The sequence below is a fragment of the uncultured Caulobacter sp. genome, from assembly GCF_937900395.1.
Taxonomy (GTDB): Bacteria; Pseudomonadota; Alphaproteobacteria; order Caulobacterales; family Caulobacteraceae; genus Caulobacter.
In genome coordinates this window covers 17305-37854 of record NZ_CALCDX010000218.1, presented here as the reverse complement: position 1 = coordinate 37854, position 20550 = coordinate 17305, and the positions used below count along the sequence as shown (strand labels likewise).

The window sequence follows — 20550 nt, the reverse complement described above, 5'->3', positions numbered from 1 at the left end:
CTTACTTATTGGTCGGCTGCAGAGCTTGAGCGCCCGAGACCTGTTGGTCCAGACGTTCGCGATCGAAGGTCAGCGTCTTGATGCGGGCGTCCAGGGCGACGACGACGGCATCGGTGATGTCCATGGCCGGGTTGGCCAGCATCACGGAGTCGCGGTCGAACAGGATGCTGCACTTCTGAGCCTGGTAAACCTGACGGATCGGCGTATCCAGCTCTTGGTAGACGCGCGACAGCGCCTTCTGCTCGGTCGCCTCGACTTCGCGCTGACGCAGCTGCGCCTTACGCTGCCAGGCGTTGGCCTTGACCTGCAGGGCGGCGGCCTGCTGCTCCTGGGCGTCCTGAGCCAGGGTGGCCTTCTTGGCGTCGAGACCCTTGGCTTCGTTCTCGAGCGCCGTGCGCTCGCCGGTCAGCTCGGCGTTCACCTGCTGAGCGATGGTCTTCAGGCGGGCGTCGACGGCCTTGCCGACCAGCGACTGACCAACCGCGCGCTTGTCGGAGAAGATGCAGACGCCCGGCAGGGCCGGACCGTGCGTGACGGCCGGAGCCGCGGGAGCGGCGGCCGGCGCGGCCGGAGCCGTCTGGGCCGAAGCGCTGGTCGCGATAGCGAGGGCGACAACGCTGGAAGCGGCCGCGGACAGGAACTTGGACATGTTTATTGGAACCTTGTGGAGGTGGAGAACCGGAACGTTTCGGTTCGGTCGTAGCTTTCCTTGGCCAAAATGCGGCTGATATCGAACCGAATGGGGCCCATGGGGGATTTCCAGTCGATCGAGATACCGGCCGAGGCACGCAGGCCGAGGTTATCCTTGATGTTCGGATCGAAGACGCCAGGCGACTTCTGACGATCCACATCGTCCAGCAGACCGGCCGTACCCACGTCGCTGAACAGCGCGGCCTTGATGCCGTACTGCTCGGGCAGGAAGGTCGGAACGGTGAGCTCGAAGGTGCTGATGGCGTAAAGCTTCGCGCCCATCGAGTTGTTCGTGCTCGAGATGTCGCGCGGACCGATGCCGGCGATCTCGAAGCCGCGGAACGAGGTGCCGCCGCGATAGAAGCGGTCGTTGATCCGGACGTTGTCGCCGCCCCAGCCCTGGATGTAGCCGAACGAACCCGTAGCGCTGAACACGAGGTCCTTGGTGAAACCCCAGTACCAGCCGGCGTCAGCTTCGGTCTTCAGGTACTTCACGTCGCCGCCCAGACCGGCCAGGTCCTGGTTCAGGTCGGCGAACCAACCGCGGGTCGGGTTGATCGGATCGTTGCGCTTGTCGATCCGCAGGCCATAGCCAATCATCGAGGTGATGTACGCGCCGCGCTGCAGGCAGAGGATCTGCGAAACCGAGCCGCTGGTGCAGAGGCTGTCGGCGACGCTGACGTCGTCCTGCCGAACCGTGTAGCGCAGGCTCATCGACGCGTCGTTCGTCAGCGGGAAGCCGAAGCGCACGTCGCCGCCGACCGACTTGGTATCGTACGCGGCGTAGTCCGACAGGTTGTAGCGGAATGTATAGAGGTTCACGCCGGCCACGAGATTGCGGCCGAGGAAGCGCGGCTCGGAGAAGCCGAAATCGATCTGCTGGCGCAGCGAACCGACCGAGGCGCGAGCCCGGAAGTTCTGACCACGGCCGCGGAAGTTACGCTCCGTGATGCCGACGTCCAGCACCAGCTTGTCGACCGAGCTATAGCCGGCGCTGAACGACAGCTCGCCCGTGGGCTGCTCTTCGACCTTGACCCGCAGGTTCGTGCGGTCCGGCGCCGAACCGGGCGTGTCGTCGATATCGACTTCCTTGAAGAAGCCCAGGCGGCGGATGTTGTTCTTCGAACGATCGACCAGCACACGGTTGTAGGCGTCGCCCTCGGCGACCTCCAGCTCGCGGCGCAGGACATAGTCGAGCGTGCGCGTGTTACCCACGATGTCGATGCGATCGACATAGACGCGCGGCCCTTCGCGAACCGAGAACACGACGTCCACGGTCCTGGTCTCGCGGTTCGGCACGTAGCGCGGGCGCACGTCCACGAAGGCGAAGCCGGCCGCGCCCGCCGCGAAGGTCAGGGCGTCGGTCGCCTGCTCGATGCGCTCGTCCTCGTAGAGCTGACCGGCGCGGATCGGCAGGATCTGGGCCAGCAGGTTGCCGTCCAGCTTCTTGAGCTCAGTCTCGACCGTGACCTTGCCGAACTTGTACTTCGGACCTTCGTCCAGGGTATAGGTGACGGCGAAGCCGTTCTTGTCCGGCGCCAATTCGGCCACCGACGAGATAACGCGGAAATCAAAATAGCCGCGGTTGCGGTAGAACTTCCGCAGTTGCTCGCGGTCATACTCGATCCGGTCGGGGTCGTAGTTGTCGTTGCTGGTCAGGAACTTGTACCAGCGGCTTTCCTTGGTCACGATGACATCGCGCAGGTCGTTGTCCGAGAACTCGGAATTGCCCAGGAAATTGATGCCAAGAACCCCGCTTTTGGGGCCTTCGCTGATTTCGAACACCAGATCGACGCGCTTCTGCGGCAGCTCGACGACCTTCGGCGTCACGGTCGCCGAGATGCGGCCCGAACGGCGATAGAGCTCGATGATGCGCTGGACGTCGGCCTGCACCTTGGCGCGGGTGAAGATGCCGCGCGGGCGGATCTGCACTTCGTCCTTCAGCTTGTCTTCCTTGAGGGACGAATTCCCCTCGAAAACCACCTGGTTGATGATCGGGTTCTCGACGACTTTCACGACGAGGTCGCCGCCCTGCATCTCAATCTTCACGTCCGCGAACAGGTCGGTGCGCGCCAGGGTCTTCAGAGCCAAGTCGAGGCGCTGGGAGTCGACCGTGTCACCCGGTTGGATCGGCAGGTAGGACAGGACGGTGCCCTGTTCGATCCGTTCGTTGCCCTGCACGACGATGCGCTGCACCACCCCGGTTTGGGCGGCCTGCGCGAAGGCTTGATGCGGAGCCACCAAGGCCGTCGAACCGAGGAGCAGCGCCATACCCGTGGCGAACGCGGCGCTTTGGGCGCGGAATCTGTTCATGTGACCAATCATGGACGGAGGGCGGGCGTTCACGTGAACAGGCCGCCGATGAATTTGAACACGTCGTAGCGGTTGAGGTCGTTCCACGCCGCGAACAGCATGAAACCCAGGATCAAGGCAAGCCCCGCACGGAAACCGGCCGCCTGAAAGTCCGCTCGCAGCGGCCGCCGGGCCACGGCTTCATAGGCGTACATCAGCAGGTGGCCGCCATCGAGGACGGGGATCGGCAGCAGGTTCATGAAGCCAATGCTGACCGACAGGCTGGCGATCAGCAGCATGGACGAGACGAAGACCCGCAGCGCCATGGTCGCCATATCCGGCGCGCCGGCGGCGCTGGCCTTGGTCACCGCGCCGGCGGTGTGGCCGATGCCAATGATGCCGCTGATCTGATCGGCAGGCAGTTGCCCAGTGACCAGGCGGCCGAGATAGAAGCCGATCGTCTTGATCATGCCCCAGACCTCGACCGTGGCGTCGGGAATGGCGGTCAGGACGCTGGACTTCTCAAGGCGCGAGACGCTGCCCAGCACCACGCCCATGCGGCCTTCCTTGATCCGGCCGCGAATGTCGTCGCGGCTTTCAGCCAGGGCGGGGGTGACGGTGACGTGCTGAACGCGCCCTGCCCGCTCAATCGTCAGGTCGATCGGCATCCTGGCGCGCAAGGAGACATAAGCGCTGACGTCGCCCGCGCCGCGGATCGGCGTCTTGTCCGCCTTCAGCAGGATGTCGCCCGGCAGCAAGCCCGCCTGGGCGGCCGGAGAGTTCGGCTGCACCTCGCGCACGGTCGCTTGGCCGCGCGGATTGCCGATGACGACCAGGAAGGCGGCCATGATCAGGATGGCCAGGATGAAATTGGCCATGGGCCCAGCGACGGCAATCAACGCCCGTTGCCAGACCGGCTTGAAATGGAAGTAGCGGTTGACGGCGGCCTCGCCCTCACGGGCCACAATGGCGCGCTTCATCGCCGAGAGATCATTCTGGTCGGGCACGCTGGCGGCGTTCTCGTCGCCCGAGAAGCGGACATAGCCGCCCAGCGGAATGGCGGCGATACGCCACTCGACGCCCTGCTTGTCTCGCCAAGAGAACAGAGCTCGACCGAAACCGATCGAGAAGCAGTCGATCGCGACCCCACAGGCGCGCGCCACCCAGAAATGGCCCAGCTCGTGGATCGTCACCACGATGGACAGCACGAAGATCGTGGGAACGATGTAAAACAGCACGTCGGTCATGAAATGGCCGGGTCTCCCGATCAGCGCCGATGCTTTTGCGCGACAACCTCGGCCGCAATGCGGCGAGCGCTGGCGTCGATCATCATCGCATTATCGACGGCGTCACCTTCCGCCACGGAGAGCCCACCCAGACTGTTCATACGCTCGAGGGTTCCCGCCACCGCGGCGGCAATATCGAGAAAGCCAATCTTCCGGTCAAGGAAAGCGGCGACCGCGATCTCATTGGCCGCGTTCATGGCCGTCGGCGCGCCGCCGCCGAGACGCAGCGCCTCACGGGCGATGCCGATCGACGGGAAGCGGTCGAGGTCCGGCGATTCGAAGGTCAGCTGGCCGTAGGCGGCCAGATCCAGGCGCGGCGCCGGCCACGGCAACCGGTCGGGCCAGGAAAAGGCGCAGGCGATCGGGCTGCGCATGTCCGGCGGGCCCAGCTGGGCCAAGGTGGAGCCGTCGGCATACTCCACCAGGCTATGGATCACGGACTGCGGGTGGATCACGACGTCGACGCGGTCTTCCGGGGTTCCGAACAGGTAGGAGGCTTCGATCATCTCGAGCCCCTTGTTCATCATCGTGGCGGAATCGACCGAAATCTTGGCGCCCATCGACCAGTTGGGATGGGCCACGGCCTGCTCTGGCGTCGCGAGCGCCATGGCCGCCTTGTCCCAGGTGCGGAACGGGCCGCCCGAGGCGGTGAGGATCAGCCTGGCGACGCGGTGGGCGCAGTCCGGCTGAAGCACCTGGAAGATCGCCGAATGCTCCGAATCAACCGGGATCACGGAGCCGCCCGCAGCCTTGGCGATGGCGAGAAGCGCCGGTCCGGCGCAGACGAGGCTCTCCTTGTTCGCCAGGGCGATGACCGCCCCGGTTCGCGCGGCGGCCAGGGTCGGCGCCAAGCCGGCCGCCCCGACGATCGCCGACATCACCCAGTCCGCGCCCATGGCCGCGGCTTCGATGATCGCGGCCGAACCGGCGGCGGCGCGGACGCCGCTTCCGACCAGGCCCGCTCGAAGGGCTTCAAGCTTGGTTTCGTCTTGAATCACCGCGACCTGCGGTCGCCAGCGCAGCGCCTGCTCAATCAGGCGGCCCACGTTGCCCCCGGCCGTCAGCGCCAGGACTTCGACCGGCGCGCCGGACTCTTCAAAAAGGCTCAAGGTCGAAAGGCCGATCGATCCGGTCGAACCTAGAACCACCACCTTGCGGGGCGAGGTCAATGCGCCCATCCCCAGTGATCGACGAGACGCACGGCGGCGATGACGATCGCCGCGAACATCAGGCCATCGACGCGGTCCAGAAGACCGCCGTGGCCCGGAATGATGTCGCCGCTGTCCTTCACGCCAAAGCGACGCTTGAGCATCGATTCCCAAAGGTCGCCGGCCATGGTCGCCAGCCCCCCCAGAAAGCCCACCAACGCCGCCGCCGGCCAGACGAGCTTCAGCTGGGCGAAATAGGCGACCAGCACGGCGCCGATCGTCGCCGCCACCAGCCCGCCGACGAAGCCCGACCAGGTTTTGTTGGGCGAAATCTGGGGCCACAGCTTGGGCCCCTTCAGGATGCTGCCGGCCACATAGGCGAAGATGTCGGCGAACCATGTGACCACGAACAGCAGCAGCGTCCACCACAGGCCGTCCGGCAGCGAGCGCACCCAGACCAGGGCGATGACGGCGGGCGCGATGTAGACTACGCCGTAAGCCGCGTCCGCGCGGCGCTCGACGGCGCCGCGCGCGATCAGCCCGGCCAGGAAGGCGCCGACCGCGACGACCGCCCAGGCGATGAAGAATTGATGCAGAAAGGCGCCGATCACCGCGACGGCGCAGAAGACGCCGACGACGGCGCCCACGGCGCGGGGGGCCTTGGGCGCGCTGATCTTGCCCCATTCCCGGGCCAGCAGCGCCACACAGATCAGGGCCAAGGCCAGAATCCACGGGCCGCCCAGCCATACGGCCGCCACGACCGTAGGCACGAGCACGGTGGCCGAGACCACACGCATTCGAAGATTGCCCCAGTTGAAGCGCTTAGCCGGCGACGGCGACGTCATCGGCCGCGACCCCTCCATAGCGTCGATCCCGACGGCGATATTCGGCGATGGCGGCCGCCAGGGCTTCAGGCCCGTAGTCGGGCCAAAGCACGTCCTGGAACACGAGTTCGGCGTAGGCGCAGTCCCAGAGCAGGAAGTTGGAAATGCGGCGTTCGCCGCTGGTGCGGACAATCAAATCCGGCGGCGGCGCGGCCGCCGTCGACAACAGCTGACTAAAGGTCTCCTCGGTCAGGTCCTCGGGCTTGGCCTCCCCCCGCGCCACCTTCTCGGCGAAGGCGCGCGCCGCATCGGTGATGTCGGCCTGACCGCCATAGTTGAAAGCCACCTGGAGCACGAACTCGGTGTTGTTCGCGGTGCGCTTCTCGGCCCGCTCGATGACCTCGGCGATGTCGGCGGACAGACCGGTCCGACGACCGATGATGCGGACCCTGACCCCCGCGCGGGCGAGCCGCTCGAGGTCCGATTCCACATAGGCCTTCAGCAGGCCCATCAGCTCGGACACTTCCTGGGCGGGGCGACGCCAGTTCTCGGTCGAGAAACCAAAGACCGTCAGCACACCGACGTTCTGCTCCTGAGCGCCCTCGACGGTGCGCTTCAGAGCGTTGACCCCGGCCCGATGGCCGAGGACGCGCGGCATGCCCCGCTGCTTCGCCCAGCGGCCATTGCCATCCATGATAATGGCTACGTGCAGCCGTTGCTCGGGCGCGCCTCCCCCGGCGCGCGCCGAAACGTCCTGCAAGCCGGTGGTCGGCGACATCCGCTTCAACCTTCCCTCGTCCTCTCCCTACGCGATGGGAAGGGCGATCAGACCTGCATGATCTCTTGCTCTTTGATTTTCAAGGCCTCGTCGATGCGCTTGATGGCCTCGTCGGTCAGCTTCTGGACCTCGGTTTCCATCTTCTTGCGCTCGTCCTCGGCGATCGCGCCGTCCTTCTCGGCCTTCTTCAGGTCGTCGTTGGCGTCGCGACGGACGTTGCGGACGGCGATCTTCTGCTGCTCGGCGTACTTGCCGGCGATCTTCTGGAGATCCTTGCGGCGCTCCTCGGTCAGCGGCGGGATCGGGATGCGCAGATTCTGACCTTCGACGACCGGGTTTAGGCCCAGGCCCGAGGCGCGGATCGCCTTCTCCACCGAGACCACGACGCCGCGATCCCAGACACTGACATTGATCTGCCGCGGCTCGGGCACGCTGACCGAAGCCACCGCATTCAGCGGGGTCGTCGAGCCGTAGGTCTCGACCATCACCTGATCCAGAATGCTGGCCGAGGCGCGGCCGGTGCGCAGGCTGCCGAACTCTTCCTTCAGAGCGGCGACGGCCTTGTCCATGCGATCGCGATAGCGCGACAGGACGGGTTTTTCGGCGGCGGCCATGAGGCTCTCCTCGCTTTTTCGAAATCTAGGCGGCGGCGCGGTCGCTGGCGACCACGGTGTGGGTGCCCTCGCCTCGCAGGACGTTCAGCAGGTTGCCGCGTCCCTTGATCGAGAAGACCACGATCGGAATGTTGCTGTCGCGCATGAGCGCCACGGCCGAGGCGTCCATGACCCGCAGGTCCTTGGCCAGGACGTCCATATAGGTCAGGCGGTCATAGCGTTCGGCCTTCGGATCCTTCTTGGGATCGGCCGTGTAGACGCCATCGACGCTGGTGCCCTTGAACAGGGCGTCACACTGCATCTCGGCCGCGCGGAGGGCGGCGGCGGTGTCGGTGGTGAAGAACGGGTTGCCGGTGCCGGCGGCGAAGATCACCACACGGCCCTTCTCGAGGTGGCGCTGGGCGCGGCGGCGGATATAGGGCTCGCAGACCGTAGCCATCGGGATGGCCGACTGCACGCGCGTCTGGACGCCGATCCGCTCAAGAGCGTCCTGCATGGCCAGGGCGTTCATCACCGTGGCCAGCATGCCCATATAGTCGGCGCTGGAGCGCTCCATGCCCTTGGCCGCGCCGGCCATGCCGCGGAAGATGTTGCCGCCGCCGATCACCAGGCACAGCTCGACGCCCGAGCGCACGATCTCGGCGACATCTTCAGCGACGGATTGGACGGTGTTGGTATCGATGCCGTACGGCGTCTCGCCCATCAGGACCTCGCCGGACACCTTGAGCAGGATGCGACGATATTTCTGGGGCGCGCTGGTATCGGACATGGACCGCTATTCCTGAGTCGTCGGCACGCACATTACGTGCGTTGTACAGAACTGAGATGTGTTTTGCCAACCGGCCTAGCGAGCCAGGTCGGCGGGCGCAAAAAGGGCGCGGCGCGCGTCTAGACGCGCCGCGCCCTGAATGTCTGTCGGGCGCCGAGCGGCGTCCGACGGCAGCCTTAGCCTTGGCCGGTCATCGAAGCGACTTCGGCGGCGAAGTCGTCTTGCTTCTTTTCGACGCCTTCGCCCAGGGCGAGGCGGGTGAAGCCCTTCACCGCGACCGGGGCGCCGAGGGTCTTGGCGGTCTCGGCGACCAGCTGCTCGACCGTCTGGTCCGGGTTCATGACGAAGGCTTGCTTCAGCAGCACGACTTCTTCCAGGAACTTGCGGATGCGGCCTTCGATCATCTTCTCGACGACCGCCGGCGGCTTGCCCGACTCCAGAGCCTGTTCGGTGAACACGGCCTTTTCACGCTCGATGGCGGCCGGGTCCAGATCGTCCGGCGACAGCGACAGCGGCGAGGTCGCGGCGACGTGCATGGCGATCTTGCGGCCCAGCTCGCGCAGGGCGGCCTTGTCGCCGGTCGACTCGATGGCGACCAGCACGCCGATGCGGCCGAGGTCCGGCGCGGTGGCGTTGTGGATGTACGAGGCGACGACGCCGCTCTCGACGGTCCACTTAGCGGCGCGACGCACCATCATGTTCTCGCCGATCGTGGCGATCAGGTTGGTCAGGTGGTCCTGCACGGTCTCGCCACCGGCCAGCTTGGCGGCGGTGATGGCGTCGACCGAGCCGTCAGTGCCGATGGCGGCGCCGGCGATCTGACGGGCGGCGGTCTGGAACAGGTCGTTACGCGACACGAAGTCGGTTTCGGCGTTCACTTCGACGGCCGTGGCGGTTTCGCCAGCGCCTTGCTCGGCGGTCGCGATGGCCACCAGACCTTCAGCGGCGGCGCGGTCGGCCTTCTTGGCGGCCTTGGACAGACCCTTGGCGCGCAGCCAATCGATGGAGGCTTCGATGTCGCCGTTGTTCTCAGCCAGCGCCTTCTTGCAGTCCATCATGCCGACGCCGGACTTTTCGCGCAGTTCCTTGACGAGGGCGGCGGTGATCTCAGCCATCGAATATCTCCAGATTCAAACGGTTAGCGACCGGGCTTTTAGCCCGCCAAATCGATAACGAGTAGGGACCGAGCTTATTAGCTCGGTCCCGTGTCAGGGTCGCGACGGTCCCCGCGCCGGGCGACCGCCCGGCCGGGAACACGTTGGAAATCAGCCTTCGGCCGATTCCGGAGCCGCTTCGGCGGCCGGAGCTTCCGGAGCCAGTTCGCGGGCCAGGGCCGGCTCGACCGGAGCGACCGAGGCGCCCAGGTCCACGCCAGCGGCGGCTTGACCGGCGGCCAGGCCGTCCAGGACGGCGTCGGCGATCAGGTCGCAGTACAGCTGCAGAGCGCGGGCGGCGTCGTCGTTGCCCGGGATCGGATAGGTGATGCCGTCCGGATCGCAGTTGGTGTCGAGGATGGCGACGACCGGGATGTTCAGCTTGCGGGCTTCCAGGATCGCGATCGCTTCCTTGTTAGTGTCGATCACGAACATGATGTCGGGGATGCCGCCCATGTCCTTGATGCCGCCCAGCGACAGTTCCAGCTTGTCGCGCTCGCGGGTCAGCTGCAGCAGTTCCTTCTTGGAACGGCCTTGGGCTTCGCCGGCCAGGACGCCTTCCAGCTCGCGCAGGCGGGCGATCGAGCCCGAGACGGTGCGCCAGTTGGTCAGGGTGCCGCCGAGCCAGCGGTGGTTCACGTAGTACTGGGCGCAGCGCTTGGCGGCCGTGGCGACCGGGTCGCTGGCTTGGCGCTTGGTGCCGACGAACAGCACGCGACCGCCGGCGGCGGCGACTTCACGGACCTTCACCAGGGCTTGGTGCAGCAGCGGGATCGTCTGCGACAGGTCGATGATGTGGATGTTCGAGCGCGAACCGAAGATGTAGCGGTCCATCTTCGGGTTCCAGCGGTGCGTCTGGTGACCGAAGTGAGCGCCGGCTTCCAGGAGCTGACGCATGGAGAATTCGGGAAGAGCCATTGGGCCTTTGATCCTTCTTCCGGTTGAACCTCCGTGGACACCCCCGCTTCAGACCATTCTGAAGGCGGGACCGGAACGGCGTCGTCGGGATGTCTCCCCGGCGCTGCCGAACGTCCACGTGTGGAATGGCCGCGCAAATAGTCGCTGCGGAGTGAAAAAGCAAGCCCGCGCATCACTTGGGTCCAGGTGAAATATGATCGCCCAGGGCTTGAGGCGGTCGCTCGTCGACGTCGTCCTGAAGTCAGGAGCCCGCGGCGGGGGCGTTCTTGTCCACAGGGACATAGGACGTTGTCGCAAATCTTCCACTTCGCCGTGGCTCACTGACGGAGGTGAGACGGGGAATGGCGATGCTCGCGGTGTTCGACATGGACGGCACGCTGCTGAACGGCGACTCCACGGCCCTGTGGCTGTGGGAGCGCGCCAAGCGATCGCCGCTGCGCCTGATGGCGACCCTCGCCGTCGCGCCGGTGGCGGTTCCGATGGTGGCCCTGCCCTTCACGCGCCGCACGGGCGCTTCGATCCTGCTCTGGATCGCCACGGCGGGCCTGTCGGAACAACAACTGATGGCCTCCTGCGACGACTTCGCCCGAGCCTTCGCTCAAAAACGCTGCGGCCTGGCCTGGAAGCCACAGGCCTTGGCGGCGCTAGACGGCCACGTGGCGGCCGGCGACCGGGTCGTCGTCGTCACGGCCGCGCCGACCTGCCTCGCTAGCGCGCTGCTGCGCACGCTGGATCGACGTGTGGACGTGCTGGGCACTTCGCTCAAGCCCGGCCTCGGCGGCTGGATCGCCAACATCCACTGCCGCAACCAACGCAAGTGCCAGGCCTTGGCCGAGGCCGGCCATGGCGCCCGCTGGGCCTACGCCTATACCGACAGCCTGGACGACCTGCCCATCCTGCGCGCCGCCGACAAGCCGGTGATCGTCAAAGGCGGCAAGGCGGCGGAGCGCCGGCTGTTCCGGGCTGGGCTGATGAATGGACGCGCCGCGGCGTGGTAAGAACGCCGGTCCTCAGCCGGATCGACGCGCCGTGACAGCCAGCCACGGCCGCTGTCCGCCCAGATAGTCGCCGCCAGCATAGCGCTGAATGGATATGGCCTCCCAATCCGCCGAGGCGCGGTAGGCGGCCTCAAGCGCCTCGGCCGATGGATAGTTGAAGTAGCGGCCTAGGCCGTCACGCCCGTCCGTATCGCCGGCCTTATAGGTCCCAACGTGAAGTCCGCCCGGTTTCAGGGCCCGGAAGATCCGCGACAGGATATCGGGAAGCGCCGGTCCGGGCGCATGCAGCAGGCTCGCATTGGCCCACACACCATCATAGGCGTCCAGATCATCCAACTGATCGAAGCGCATCACGCGCACGGGACGCCCCAGCCTGGCCTCGGCCTGTCGGGCCATAGCCTCTACGCCATCCGTGGGATCCACGTGGAAGCCGAGCGCCAGCATGGCCTCACTGTCGCGGCCGTCCCCGCAACCGAGCTCCAGAATGCGTGCGCCGGGGTGAAGTCGCTTCAGAAACCCTTCGAGGAGCCGACTTGGACCATCGCGCGCGGTGGCGGCGTAGGTTTGAGCCTGCTCGGCATAGAACAGCAATGTCGCGTCGTCATAACCGACCACTTGCTCCGCATGGCTGGCGGGCGGCTTCATGATCGGACAAACACATCAGCGCGATCGCCCGCGCGATCCAAAACCGAGCTCTCTTGGCCCGCGTCGCTGACAGGAATCTCAAAAGCCAAGCCCATAACCCGAACCCTGCATATCGATCGTCCAGCCGCTTCGTCCCTTGCACAAGAATAGGAATATTTTCCTATACATCCTCCAGCAGCGCAACGCCCGGCGCGGTCTTCAAGGCTCCGCGCAGAGCGGCATCGAGGCTGTAGCGTCCAGGCAACCGGAGCTCGATCTCACGCCCCCCGCTGATCGCCGCGACGAAGGTGACCTCGCCCCCCTTCTGGGACTGAGCCGGCTCCAGCCGGCGCTTGAGCGCATCGATCTCGGCGGCGGAGGGCGACAGGTGTACGCGCAGGCCCGCCACCACATTCTCGATCGCCTTTTCGATCGGCTCGGCGTCGTCGCCGAAGAAGCGGACCTCGCCATCGCGCGCCTTGGCGCGGACCTTGATGGCCACCGCCTTGCCCGGCTCCAGCACGTCGCGACACTTGCGAAGGGACTCTGGCGGGAACAGCACCTCGTACTCGCCTGTCGGATCCGACAGGGAGACGAAGGCGAACTTCTCGCCGCTCTGCGAAGCGCGCTCCTGCCGGCGGCGGACCATGCCGCACATCCGGAAGGCTTCCATGCCAGCTTCCGCCTGGACCATGGCTTCGGCCAGCATGGCCGTGCGCCGACGGCGCAGCATGCCGACCATGTCCTCCAGCGGGTGGCCAGTCAGATAGAAGCCGACGGCCGAAAGCTCTTCGTCCAGCAGGTCGACCTGGTTCCAGTTCTCGGTCTTGGCCAATCGCGGACGGTTGGCGCCGGAGTCCGAGCCGAACAGGCCGCCCTGCCCGCCCTGGCGGTCGGCGTGGCAGCTCTGGGCGTGAGCGATCAGAACATCGGCCGAGGCCACGATCTGGGCTCGGTTCTTGTGGATCGAGTCGAAGGCGCCCGCCCGGGCCAGGTTTTCGATCGCCCGCTTGTTGACCTGGCGCGGATCGATCCGCTCGACGAAGTCGAAGATGTCGCGGAACGGCCCGCCTTCTTCGCGCACCGCCACCAGATGCTTCATGGCGTCGAGACCGACGTTGCGGATGGCGCCCAGGGCGTACAGCACTTCGCCGTTCTCGACCTCGAAGTCGGCGCCCGAGCGGTTTACGTCCGGCGCGCGCACCGTGATCCCGAAGCGACGGGCGTCCTGATGGAAGACGGCCAGCTTGTCGGTGTTCGACAGATCAAGGCTCATCGACGCCGCGAAGAACTCGACCGGCGTATTCGCCTTCAGCCAAGCGGTCTGGTACGAGATGAAGGCGTAGGCGGCGGCGTGCGACTTGTTGAAGCCGTAGCCGGCGAACTTGGCCACCAGTTCGAAGATCGAGCCCGACTGTTCCTCGGGAACGTTCTTCTCCTTGGCGCCGGAGACGAAACGGATCTTCTGGAGATCCATCTCCTCCTTTTTCTTCTTACCCATGGCCCGGCGCAGAAGGTCGGCTTCGCCCAGGCTGTAGCCCGCCAGGATCTGGGCGATCTGCATCACCTGTTCCTGGTAGACGATGACGCCGTAAGTCTCCTTCAGCACCGTCTCCAGCGACGGATGCAGGGTGTCGACGGGTTTGCGGCCGAACTTGCAGTCGACGAAGGTGTCGATGTTGTCCATCGGGCCCGGTCGATACAGCGAGATCAGCGCGGTGATCTCCTCGATCGAGCCACAGCGCATCTTGCGCAGGGTGTCGCGCATGCCCTGGCTTTCAAGCTGGAACACGCCGACCGTCTGGCCTGAGGCGAGCAGCTCATAGGTCTTGGCGTCGTCGAACGGCAGCTTGCCGAGATCGATCTCGAAGCCGCGCTTCTTCAGGTGCTTCACCGCGCGGTCCAGCACCGTGAGGGTCTTCAGGCCCAGGAAGTCGAACTTCACCAGGCCCGCGCTCTCGACCCATTTCATGTTGAACTGGGTGGCGGGGAGATCCGAGCGCGGATCCTTGTAGAGCGGGGTCAGTTGGGTCAGCGGCCGGTCGCCAATCACCACGCCCGCGGCGTGCGTCGAGGCGTTGCGGAACAGGCCTTCTAGCTGCAGGGCGACGTTCAGGCAGTTGGCGACGTTCGGGTCTTCGTCGCGGGCCTGTTTCAGGCGCGGCTCGATGTCGATCGCCTGGGCCAGGGTCACCGGCGCGGCCGGGTTGTTCGGCACCATCTTGCAGAGGCGGTCGACCAGGCCCAGCGGCAGCTGCATCACGCGGCCGACGTCGCGCAGCACGGCGCGGGCCTGCAAGCTGCCGAAGGTGATGATCTGGGCCACGCGGTCGCGGCCGTACTTCTCCTGCACGTAGGAGATTACCTCTTCGCGTCGCTCCTGACAGAAGTCGACGTCGAAGTCGGGCATCGAAACCCGTTCTGGATTGAGGAAGCGCTCGAACAGCAGGCCAAAGCGCAGCGGGTCGAGGTCGGTGATGGTCAGCACCCAGGCGACCAGCGAACCCGCGCCCGAACCCCGCCCCGGGCCGACCGGGATCCCGTGCGCCTTACCCCACTTGATGAAGTCCGACACGATCAGGAAATAGCCCGGGAAGCCCATCTTCTCGATGATGTCGAGCTCGAACTCGAGGCGCTTCCAGTAGTCCTCCTCGGGCGCCGACAGCGTCAGCCCGTCGAGGCGCATCTTCAGACCTTCACGCGCCTGGTGACGAAGCTCCTCGGCCTCGTTGCGGCCGTCGCCCGTCGGGAAGCTGGGCAGGATCGGCGCGCGCTTGTGCACCATGAAGGCGCAGCGGCGGGCGATGTCGAGGGTGTTGTCGCAAGCTTCCGGCAGGTCGGCGAACAGCTTGCGCATGTCGGCCGGCGGCTTGAACCAGTGCTCGGGCGTGACCCGCCGCCGCTCGTCCTGACCGACGAAGGCGCCGTCGGCGATGCAGAGCAGCGCGTCGTGCGCCTCGTAGAATTGCGGCTTGGCGAAGTAGACGTCGTTGGTGGCGACCAGCGGCACGTCGTTCTCATAGGCCCAGTTGACAAGACCCGGTTCGGCGGCAGCCTGCTTGGGCAGGCCGTGGCGCTGCAGCTCGACATAGAAGCGGTCGCCAAAGACGCGGTGCATCTCGGCCAACGCCGCCGACGCCTCGGCGGTCTTGCCGGCGGCGAACAGCGCGTCGACAGGGCCATCCGTGCCGCCCGACAGCAGGATCAGGCCATCGCTGTACTCAGCCACCTTGGCCCAGGGCACGACCGGCTCGGGCAGTTCGGCGCTGTCCAGATAGGCGATCGACGAGAGCTCGGAGAGATTGAGATAGCCCTGCTCGTTCTGGGCCAGCAGCATCACGGTGGGCGCCCGCGCCCAACGCTCGGTCGGGCCGCCGCCAATGCCTGTCACGGGGATGGCGCAGCCGATGATCGGCTGAACACCAGCGTCCTTGGCGTAGGACGAATATTCGAGCGCGCCGAACAGATTGGCGCGATCAGCCAGACCCGCGGCGGGCATCCCCGCCGCCGCCGCCAACTTGCCGATCTGGTCGGCCTTGATCGCGCCTTCGAGCAGCGAATAGGCCGAGCGGACCCGCAGGTGGACGAAACCGTCTGCCTCCCCGTCCGCCATGACCGATCCTCCGCCTACACGACTCAGGCCACCAGTCGGGCGACCGAGCACATCATCCAGACGAAGCTGACGACAGACACAAGGGCCAAAGACTCACGCGCCACACGGATCATCTGAACCTCCACAGATTTCTTGTTTTGTTCCATATTCCGGTTTTGTTCCGTTCACAAGATGTTCTCGTAGCGGTTCGTGCGTTTTCTGGCGAACGCAAGCGCATGGAACGTCGCCCTATGGTCAAGCCGCGCGGATCACGGCAAATCGTCGCCATGCGCCTGATCATGGACACCGACACCGCCGGCGACGACGTCTTCTCGCTGATGCTCGCCCTCACCCGCCCTAGCGTGGAGGTCGAGGCGATCACCATCGCCCACGGCAATGTCGGCTTCGTGCAGCATGCCGAGAACGCCTTGGTGACCCTGGAGCGTTGCGGCAAGGCGGGTGTGCCGGTCTATCTCGGCGCCGAGCGCCCCTTCACCCGCGCGCCGCTCGACGCCGCCTATGTCTTCGGCCACGACGGCATGAGCGACAGCGGCTTCGCCAAGACCGCGCAGCGGCCGGCCGACGGCCACGCGGTCGACGAGCTGGTCCGCCGCATCATGGCCGCGCCCGGCGAGATCACCCTGATCGCCCAGGCGCCGCTGACCAACATCGCCCTCGCGTTTTTGCGCGAACCGCGGATCGCCAAGGCTCTGAAGCATCTCTGGATCATGGGCGGGACCGACAACGGCGTCGGCAACGTCACGCCGGCGGCCGAGTACAATTTCTATGTCGACCCAGAGGCGGCCAAGATCGTCGTCAACGCCGGCTTCGAGATGTCGATCGTGACCTGGACCGAGACCCTACAGGACGGGCTCTTCACCAGCGCGCGGCTCTCCGAGCTCGAGGCGCTGGGTACGCCCAAAGCCAAGTTCTTCACCGACGTGAACCGCGCCTCGCTGGCCTTCGCGCGTGAAACCGAAGGCCTGGACGGCAGCTTGCACCCTGACGCCCTGACCTGCGCCGTCGCCCTGGACGAGAGCCTGATCCTCGAAAGCGAACAGTGCGTGGTCGACGTCGAGACCATGGGCGAGCTGACGCGCGGCTATCTGAGCGTCTCGCACGCGATCCTGCCGGACATCGAGATCGCCGACCCGGCGCTCAAGCGCCGTCCGCCGAACGCGCGGGTGATCAAACGGATCGACCAGGCGGGCTTCTTCGCGGCGATGAAGCAGGCGCTGCTCTAGACTTCTTGGCGGCTGCGCGCTTCGAGGTGGCCGTCCTTTAGCGCCAGGACCCGGTCCATATAGCGCGCCAGCTCCATGTTGTGGGTGGCGATCAGGGCGGCGACGCCCTCTTGGCGCGCGACCTCGTACAGCGACTGGAACACGGCGGCCGAGGTCGCTGGGTCAAGATTGCCCGTGGGCTCGTCGGCCAGCAACAGCTTGGGACGATTGGCGAGCGCCCGGGCGATCGCGACGCGCTGCTGCTCGCCGCCAGACATCTGAGCCGGCTGGTGGGCGAGGCGATGACCTAGGCCAAGGCCTTCCAGCAGTTCCTTGGCGCGCGCCTCGGCCTCGCGCTGGCTCTTGCCGGCGATCGAGAGCGGCAGGGCGACATTCTCCAGAGCCGTGAACTCAGGCAGGAGGTGGTGGAACTGGTAGACGAAGCCTACCGTGCCGAGGCGGATGCGCGTGCGAATCCGCTCCGAGAGCTTGGTGCAATCACGCCCCTCCAGCGTCACCGCGCCAGCGTCTGGATGCTCCAGCAATCCTGCCGAATGCAGCAGCGACGACTTGCCCGAGCCGGAAGGGCCGATCAGCCCGACCACTTCGCCGGGATAGACATCGAGATCGACGCCGCGCAGCACCGGCAGCGAGCCGGCCTCGGTCTTGTAGACGCGCTCGACCCCGCGCAGGGCCAAGATCGGATTACTCATAACGAAGCGCCTCCACCGGATCGAGACGCGAGGCGCGCCAGGCGGGCGGCAGGGTCGCCAGGAGGCTCATCAGGGCCGAGGCCGTGACGATGCCGGCGACCTCGATCCAGTCGATCTTCGCCGGGATGTGCGAAAGCATGTAGACGTCGGCGCTGAACACAGCGGTGCCGGTGGCCCATTCGACGAAGTTCTGGATCGGCGTGATGTAGGTGCAGAACAGCGCGCCGAGAGCCAGGCCGCTGAGTGTGCCCGCCACGCCGATCGACGCCCCAGCCATCAGGAAGATGCGCAGGATCGCCCCCTGCCCCGCGCCCATGGTGCGCAGAATGGCGATATCCTTGCCCTTGTTCTTCACCAGCATCACGAGGCTGGAGATGATGTTCAGGGTGGCGATGGCGACGATGCAGAACAGGATCAGCCGCATAACCTTGCGCTCGACCTGCAGCGCGTTGAAGTAGCTTTGGTTCTTCTCGACCCAGTCGGTGACCAGCGCGCCAGGCCCGCTGGCGACCTCGACGGCGTGCTTGTAGTCGACGGCCTTGTCGGGATCGTCGACCTTGATCTCGACATAGTCGATCGAGGTGTCGCGACCGAAGAACAATTGGGCCTGCTCCAGCGGCATGTAGACGAAGGCCTCGTCGAACTGGCTCATGCCGACGCTGAAGATCCCGCCGACAATGTAGTTCTTTTCGCGCGTTGAGCTGCCGAAGGCGGTGGCCGGGCCCGAAGGCGAGATCAGGGTGATGGCGTCGCCGGGCCGCACGCCCAGGCTCTGGGCCATGCGATCGCCGATCAGCACGGTGTCGCCGCCGTACTCGCCCTGGCCGAAACCCGCCAGCGAGCCCTGCTTGATGTTGCCGGCGATCAGCGACATGTGCCGCAGGTCCGAGGTCGTCACGCCGCGCACGATGGCGCCCGTGACCTGGGTCGGGCCGATGACCATGGCCTGGGCCTCGACCATCGGCGCGGCCTGGATCACGCCCGGCGCGGCCTTGATACGACGGATGATCGTGTCGCGGTCGGGCCCGTTGATCAACGGCGACTGGGCGTAGAGGTGCCCGTTGAAACCCAGGATCCGGCCCAACAGCTCGGCTCGGAAGCCGTTCATCACGCTCATCACGGTGATGAGGGCGAAGACCGCCAACATCACCGCGCAGAACGAGATGATGGAGATCAGCGCCACGCCGCCGTTCTTGCGCTTGGCGAACAGATACCGGCGAGCGACCGAGCGCTCCCAGCGGCTGAAAGGACCGGCGGCGCGGACGTCCGGCATCAGGCGGTCTTGTTCTTGGTCAGGCCGTCGAGAACCGACTCCAGCGAGGCGGTGTGGCGCTCGCCGGTCTTGCGGTTCTTGATCTCGACGACGCCCTCGGCGATGCCCTTGGGGCCGACGATCAGCTGCCAGGGCAGGCCGATCAGGTCCATGGTCGCGAACTTGGCGCCGCCGCGGGCGTCGGTGTCATCGTACAGCACGTCGCGGCCGGCGGTCTTGAGCGCGTTGTAGGCGGTCTCGCAGGCCGCGTCGCAGGCCGCGTCGCCCTGGCGCATGTTGACGATGCCGACGTCGAACGGCGCGACGCTTTCCGGCCAGATGATGCCGCCCTCGTCATGGCTGGCCTCGATGATCGCGCCGAGCAGGCGGGAAACCCCGACGCCGTAGCTGCCCATCTGCACCGGCACCTGCTGGCCGTCCGGTCCCTGGACCGTGGCCTTCATGGGCTCGGAATACTTCGTGCCGAACGAGAAGATGTGGCCGACCTCGATGCCGCGGGCCGACAGGCGGTCGGCTTCCGGCAGAGCGTTGAAAGCGGCTTCGTCGTGCATTTCCTCGGTCGCGGCGTACAGCGCCGTGCGCTGGTTCACGATCGGCTGCAGGTCGCCGTTGATCCAGTCGAGGTCCGGCCCCGGAGCCGGCATCTCGACGAGATCCTTGTGGCAGAAGACGGCGCTTTCGCCAGTCTCGGCCAGGACGATGAACTCGTGGGACAGGTCGCCGCCGATCGGACCGGTGTCGGCGCGCATCGGCACGGCCTTCAGGCCCATCCGCGCGAACAGGTTCAGATAGGCCACGAACATGCGGTTGTAGGACTTGCGCGCGCCGTCGGCGTCGAGATCGAAGCTGTAGGCGTCCTTCATGAAGAACTCGCGGCCGCGCATCACGCCGAAGCGCGGGCGACGCTCGTCCCGGAACTTCCACTGGATGTTGTAGAGGTTCTTGGGCAGGTCCTTGTAGCTCTTAATCGAGGCGCGGAAGATGTCGGTCACGACTTCTTCGGCCGTGGGACCGAACAGCAGCTCGCGCTTGTGGCGGTCGGTGATGCGCAGCATCTCGTCGCCATAGTCGTCATAGCGACCGCTTTCGCGCCACAGGTCGGCCAGCTGGATCGTCGGCATCAGCAGCTCGATGGCGCCGGCGCGATCCATTTCCTCGCGGACGATCTGCTCGATCTTGTTCAGGACGCGCAGGCCCAGCGGCAGCCAGGCGTAGATGCCCGCCGCCTCCTGGCGGATCATGCCGGCGCGGAGCATCAGCTGGTGCGAAACGATCTGGGCGTCGGACGGCGCTTCCTTCAGCACCGGCAGGAAATAGCGCGACAAGCGCATCAGCTTGGAAACTCCGGGAATTCGAGAGGGGCTTGAGATAGCCCCTCCCCCGACAGCTTGGCAACGCGCGAGGCTAAACTAAGGCTCCGTTGCGGCAAAAAGAGAGGCCGCGCGGAACGCCGCGCGGCCTGTCGAAGTCATCGTCGGGGAAGACGCCACAGAGCGAGACCGGCAAGGCCGATCTCCTGAAGTCACTTTACCGCTCGAACATCTGTTGGGGCACAGCCATCCATGGGAAGCGCTAACAATGAGCCCATTCGCCCAAGCCTTAAGCGTTTGACGGCAAATTGCTCGCCGTGCGCCCAAGGCTTGTGCAACCGCAC

At 66.0% G+C, this 20550-nt stretch carries 18 protein-coding genes and 1 pseudogene; 2 read left to right on the top strand and 17 right to left on the bottom strand.

The window, feature by feature from the left end; translation table 11 throughout:
- Position 1: 1 nt before the first annotated feature.
- The 10 genes from Q0379_RS19770 to rpsB all read right to left on the bottom strand — a co-directional run bounded on the left by Q0379_RS19770 (position 2) and on the right by rpsB (position 10473).
- The gene (locus Q0379_RS19770; RefSeq protein ID WP_299015716.1) at positions 2–649 is read right to left on the bottom strand and encodes an OmpH family outer membrane protein; all 648 of its coding nucleotides are present in this window, start codon (positions 647–649) and stop codon (positions 2–4) included.
- Between the two features lie 2 nt (positions 650–651).
- Positions 652–3015 (bottom strand): outer membrane protein assembly factor BamA, encoded by a 2364-nt coding sequence (bamA, locus tag Q0379_RS19765; protein WP_299015713.1) that lies wholly within the window; start codon positions 3013–3015, stop codon positions 652–654.
- Between the two features lie 17 nt (positions 3016–3032).
- Entirely contained in the window at positions 3033–4229 is a 1197-nt protein-coding gene (locus Q0379_RS19760; RefSeq protein ID WP_299015710.1) for a M50 family metallopeptidase, read from the bottom strand.
- Positions 4230–4249: 20 nt separating this feature from the next.
- Positions 4250–5446 carry a 1-deoxy-D-xylulose-5-phosphate reductoisomerase gene (gene dxr, locus Q0379_RS19755; RefSeq protein WP_299015708.1) on the bottom strand — a complete coding sequence of 399 codons (1197 nt, stop codon included), beginning with the start codon at positions 5444–5446 and terminating at the stop codon, positions 4250–4252.
- The gene (locus tag Q0379_RS19750) at positions 5434–6279 is read right to left on the bottom strand and encodes a phosphatidate cytidylyltransferase (protein ID WP_299015706.1); all 846 of its coding nucleotides are present in this window, start codon (positions 6277–6279) and stop codon (positions 5434–5436) included. Before Q0379_RS19750 ends, dxr begins: the two co-directional genes overlap by 13 nt.
- Positions 6239–7018 (bottom strand): polyprenyl diphosphate synthase, encoded by a 780-nt coding sequence (gene uppS, locus Q0379_RS19745; RefSeq protein WP_299015703.1) that lies wholly within the window; start codon positions 7016–7018, stop codon positions 6239–6241. Before uppS ends, Q0379_RS19750 begins: the two co-directional genes overlap by 41 nt.
- 47 nt (positions 7019–7065) lie before the next feature.
- A complete protein-coding gene (gene frr, locus Q0379_RS19740) occupies positions 7066–7632 on the bottom strand; it encodes a ribosome recycling factor (protein WP_299015700.1) in 567 nt (188 codons plus the stop codon).
- Between the two features lie 25 nt (positions 7633–7657).
- Complete coding sequence (gene pyrH, locus Q0379_RS19735) at positions 7658–8401, bottom strand: UMP kinase (protein ID WP_099535705.1); 744 nt, start codon at positions 8399–8401, stop codon at positions 7658–7660.
- A gap of 176 nt (positions 8402–8577) precedes the next feature.
- Positions 8578–9516, bottom strand: a complete 939-nt coding sequence (gene tsf / locus Q0379_RS19730; RefSeq protein WP_299015689.1) for a translation elongation factor Ts — start codon at positions 9514–9516, stop codon at positions 8578–8580.
- A gap of 150 nt (positions 9517–9666) precedes the next feature.
- The gene (gene rpsB / locus Q0379_RS19725) at positions 9667–10473 is read right to left on the bottom strand and encodes a 30S ribosomal protein S2 (RefSeq protein WP_066683419.1); all 807 of its coding nucleotides are present in this window, start codon (positions 10471–10473) and stop codon (positions 9667–9669) included.
- 347 nt (positions 10474–10820) lie between these two features.
- Here rpsB and Q0379_RS19720 point away from each other — a divergent pair, with 347 nt between their 5' ends.
- Complete coding sequence (locus tag Q0379_RS19720) at positions 10821–11471, top strand: haloacid dehalogenase-like hydrolase (RefSeq protein ID WP_299015757.1); 651 nt, start codon at positions 10821–10823, stop codon at positions 11469–11471.
- Positions 11472–11483: 12 nt separating this feature from the next.
- Here Q0379_RS19720 and Q0379_RS19715 read toward each other — a convergent pair whose 3' ends face one another.
- The 3 genes from Q0379_RS19715 to sidA form a co-directional block, all read right to left on the bottom strand.
- Positions 11484–12116, bottom strand: coding sequence for a class I SAM-dependent methyltransferase (locus tag Q0379_RS19715; RefSeq protein WP_299015685.1), 633 nt, complete (start codon positions 12114–12116; stop codon positions 11484–11486).
- A 160-nt stretch (positions 12117–12276) separates the two neighbouring features.
- Complete coding sequence (dnaE, locus tag Q0379_RS19710; RefSeq protein WP_299015682.1) at positions 12277–15708, bottom strand: DNA polymerase III subunit alpha; 3432 nt, start codon at positions 15706–15708, stop codon at positions 12277–12279.
- A gap of 23 nt (positions 15709–15731) precedes the next feature.
- Positions 15732–15821: a cell division inhibitor SidA gene (gene sidA, locus Q0379_RS19705; RefSeq protein WP_299015754.1), complete on the bottom strand. Its 90-nt coding sequence runs from the start codon at positions 15819–15821 to the stop codon at positions 15732–15734.
- A 153-nt stretch (positions 15822–15974) separates the two neighbouring features.
- On the opposite strand from sidA, the gene Q0379_RS19700 reads away from it, so the two are divergent.
- A complete protein-coding gene (locus tag Q0379_RS19700; protein ID WP_299015751.1) occupies positions 15975–16931 on the top strand; it encodes a nucleoside hydrolase in 957 nt (318 codons plus the stop codon).
- On the opposite strand, the gene Q0379_RS19695 is transcribed toward Q0379_RS19700, so the two are convergent.
- The 4 genes and pseudogenes from Q0379_RS19695 to Q0379_RS19680 form a co-directional block, all read right to left on the bottom strand.
- A complete protein-coding gene (locus Q0379_RS19695; protein WP_299015679.1) occupies positions 16928–17623 on the bottom strand; it encodes an ABC transporter ATP-binding protein in 696 nt (231 codons plus the stop codon). The genes Q0379_RS19700 and Q0379_RS19695 overlap by 4 nt on opposite strands.
- On the bottom strand, positions 17616–18896 hold the full coding sequence (locus Q0379_RS19690; protein ID WP_299015676.1) for a lipoprotein-releasing ABC transporter permease subunit: 1281 nt from the start codon (positions 18894–18896) through the stop codon (positions 17616–17618). The genes Q0379_RS19695 and Q0379_RS19690 overlap by 8 nt, the downstream gene beginning before the upstream one ends.
- Positions 18896–20227, bottom strand: a complete 1332-nt coding sequence (proS, locus tag Q0379_RS19685; protein WP_299015673.1) for a proline--tRNA ligase — start codon at positions 20225–20227, stop codon at positions 18896–18898. The genes Q0379_RS19690 and proS overlap by 1 nt, the downstream gene beginning before the upstream one ends.
- Positions 20227–20533: pseudogene (locus tag Q0379_RS19680) on the bottom strand (hypothetical protein). The gene proS and the pseudogene Q0379_RS19680 overlap by 1 nt, the downstream one beginning before the upstream one ends.
- Positions 20534–20550: the final 17 nt, after the last annotated feature.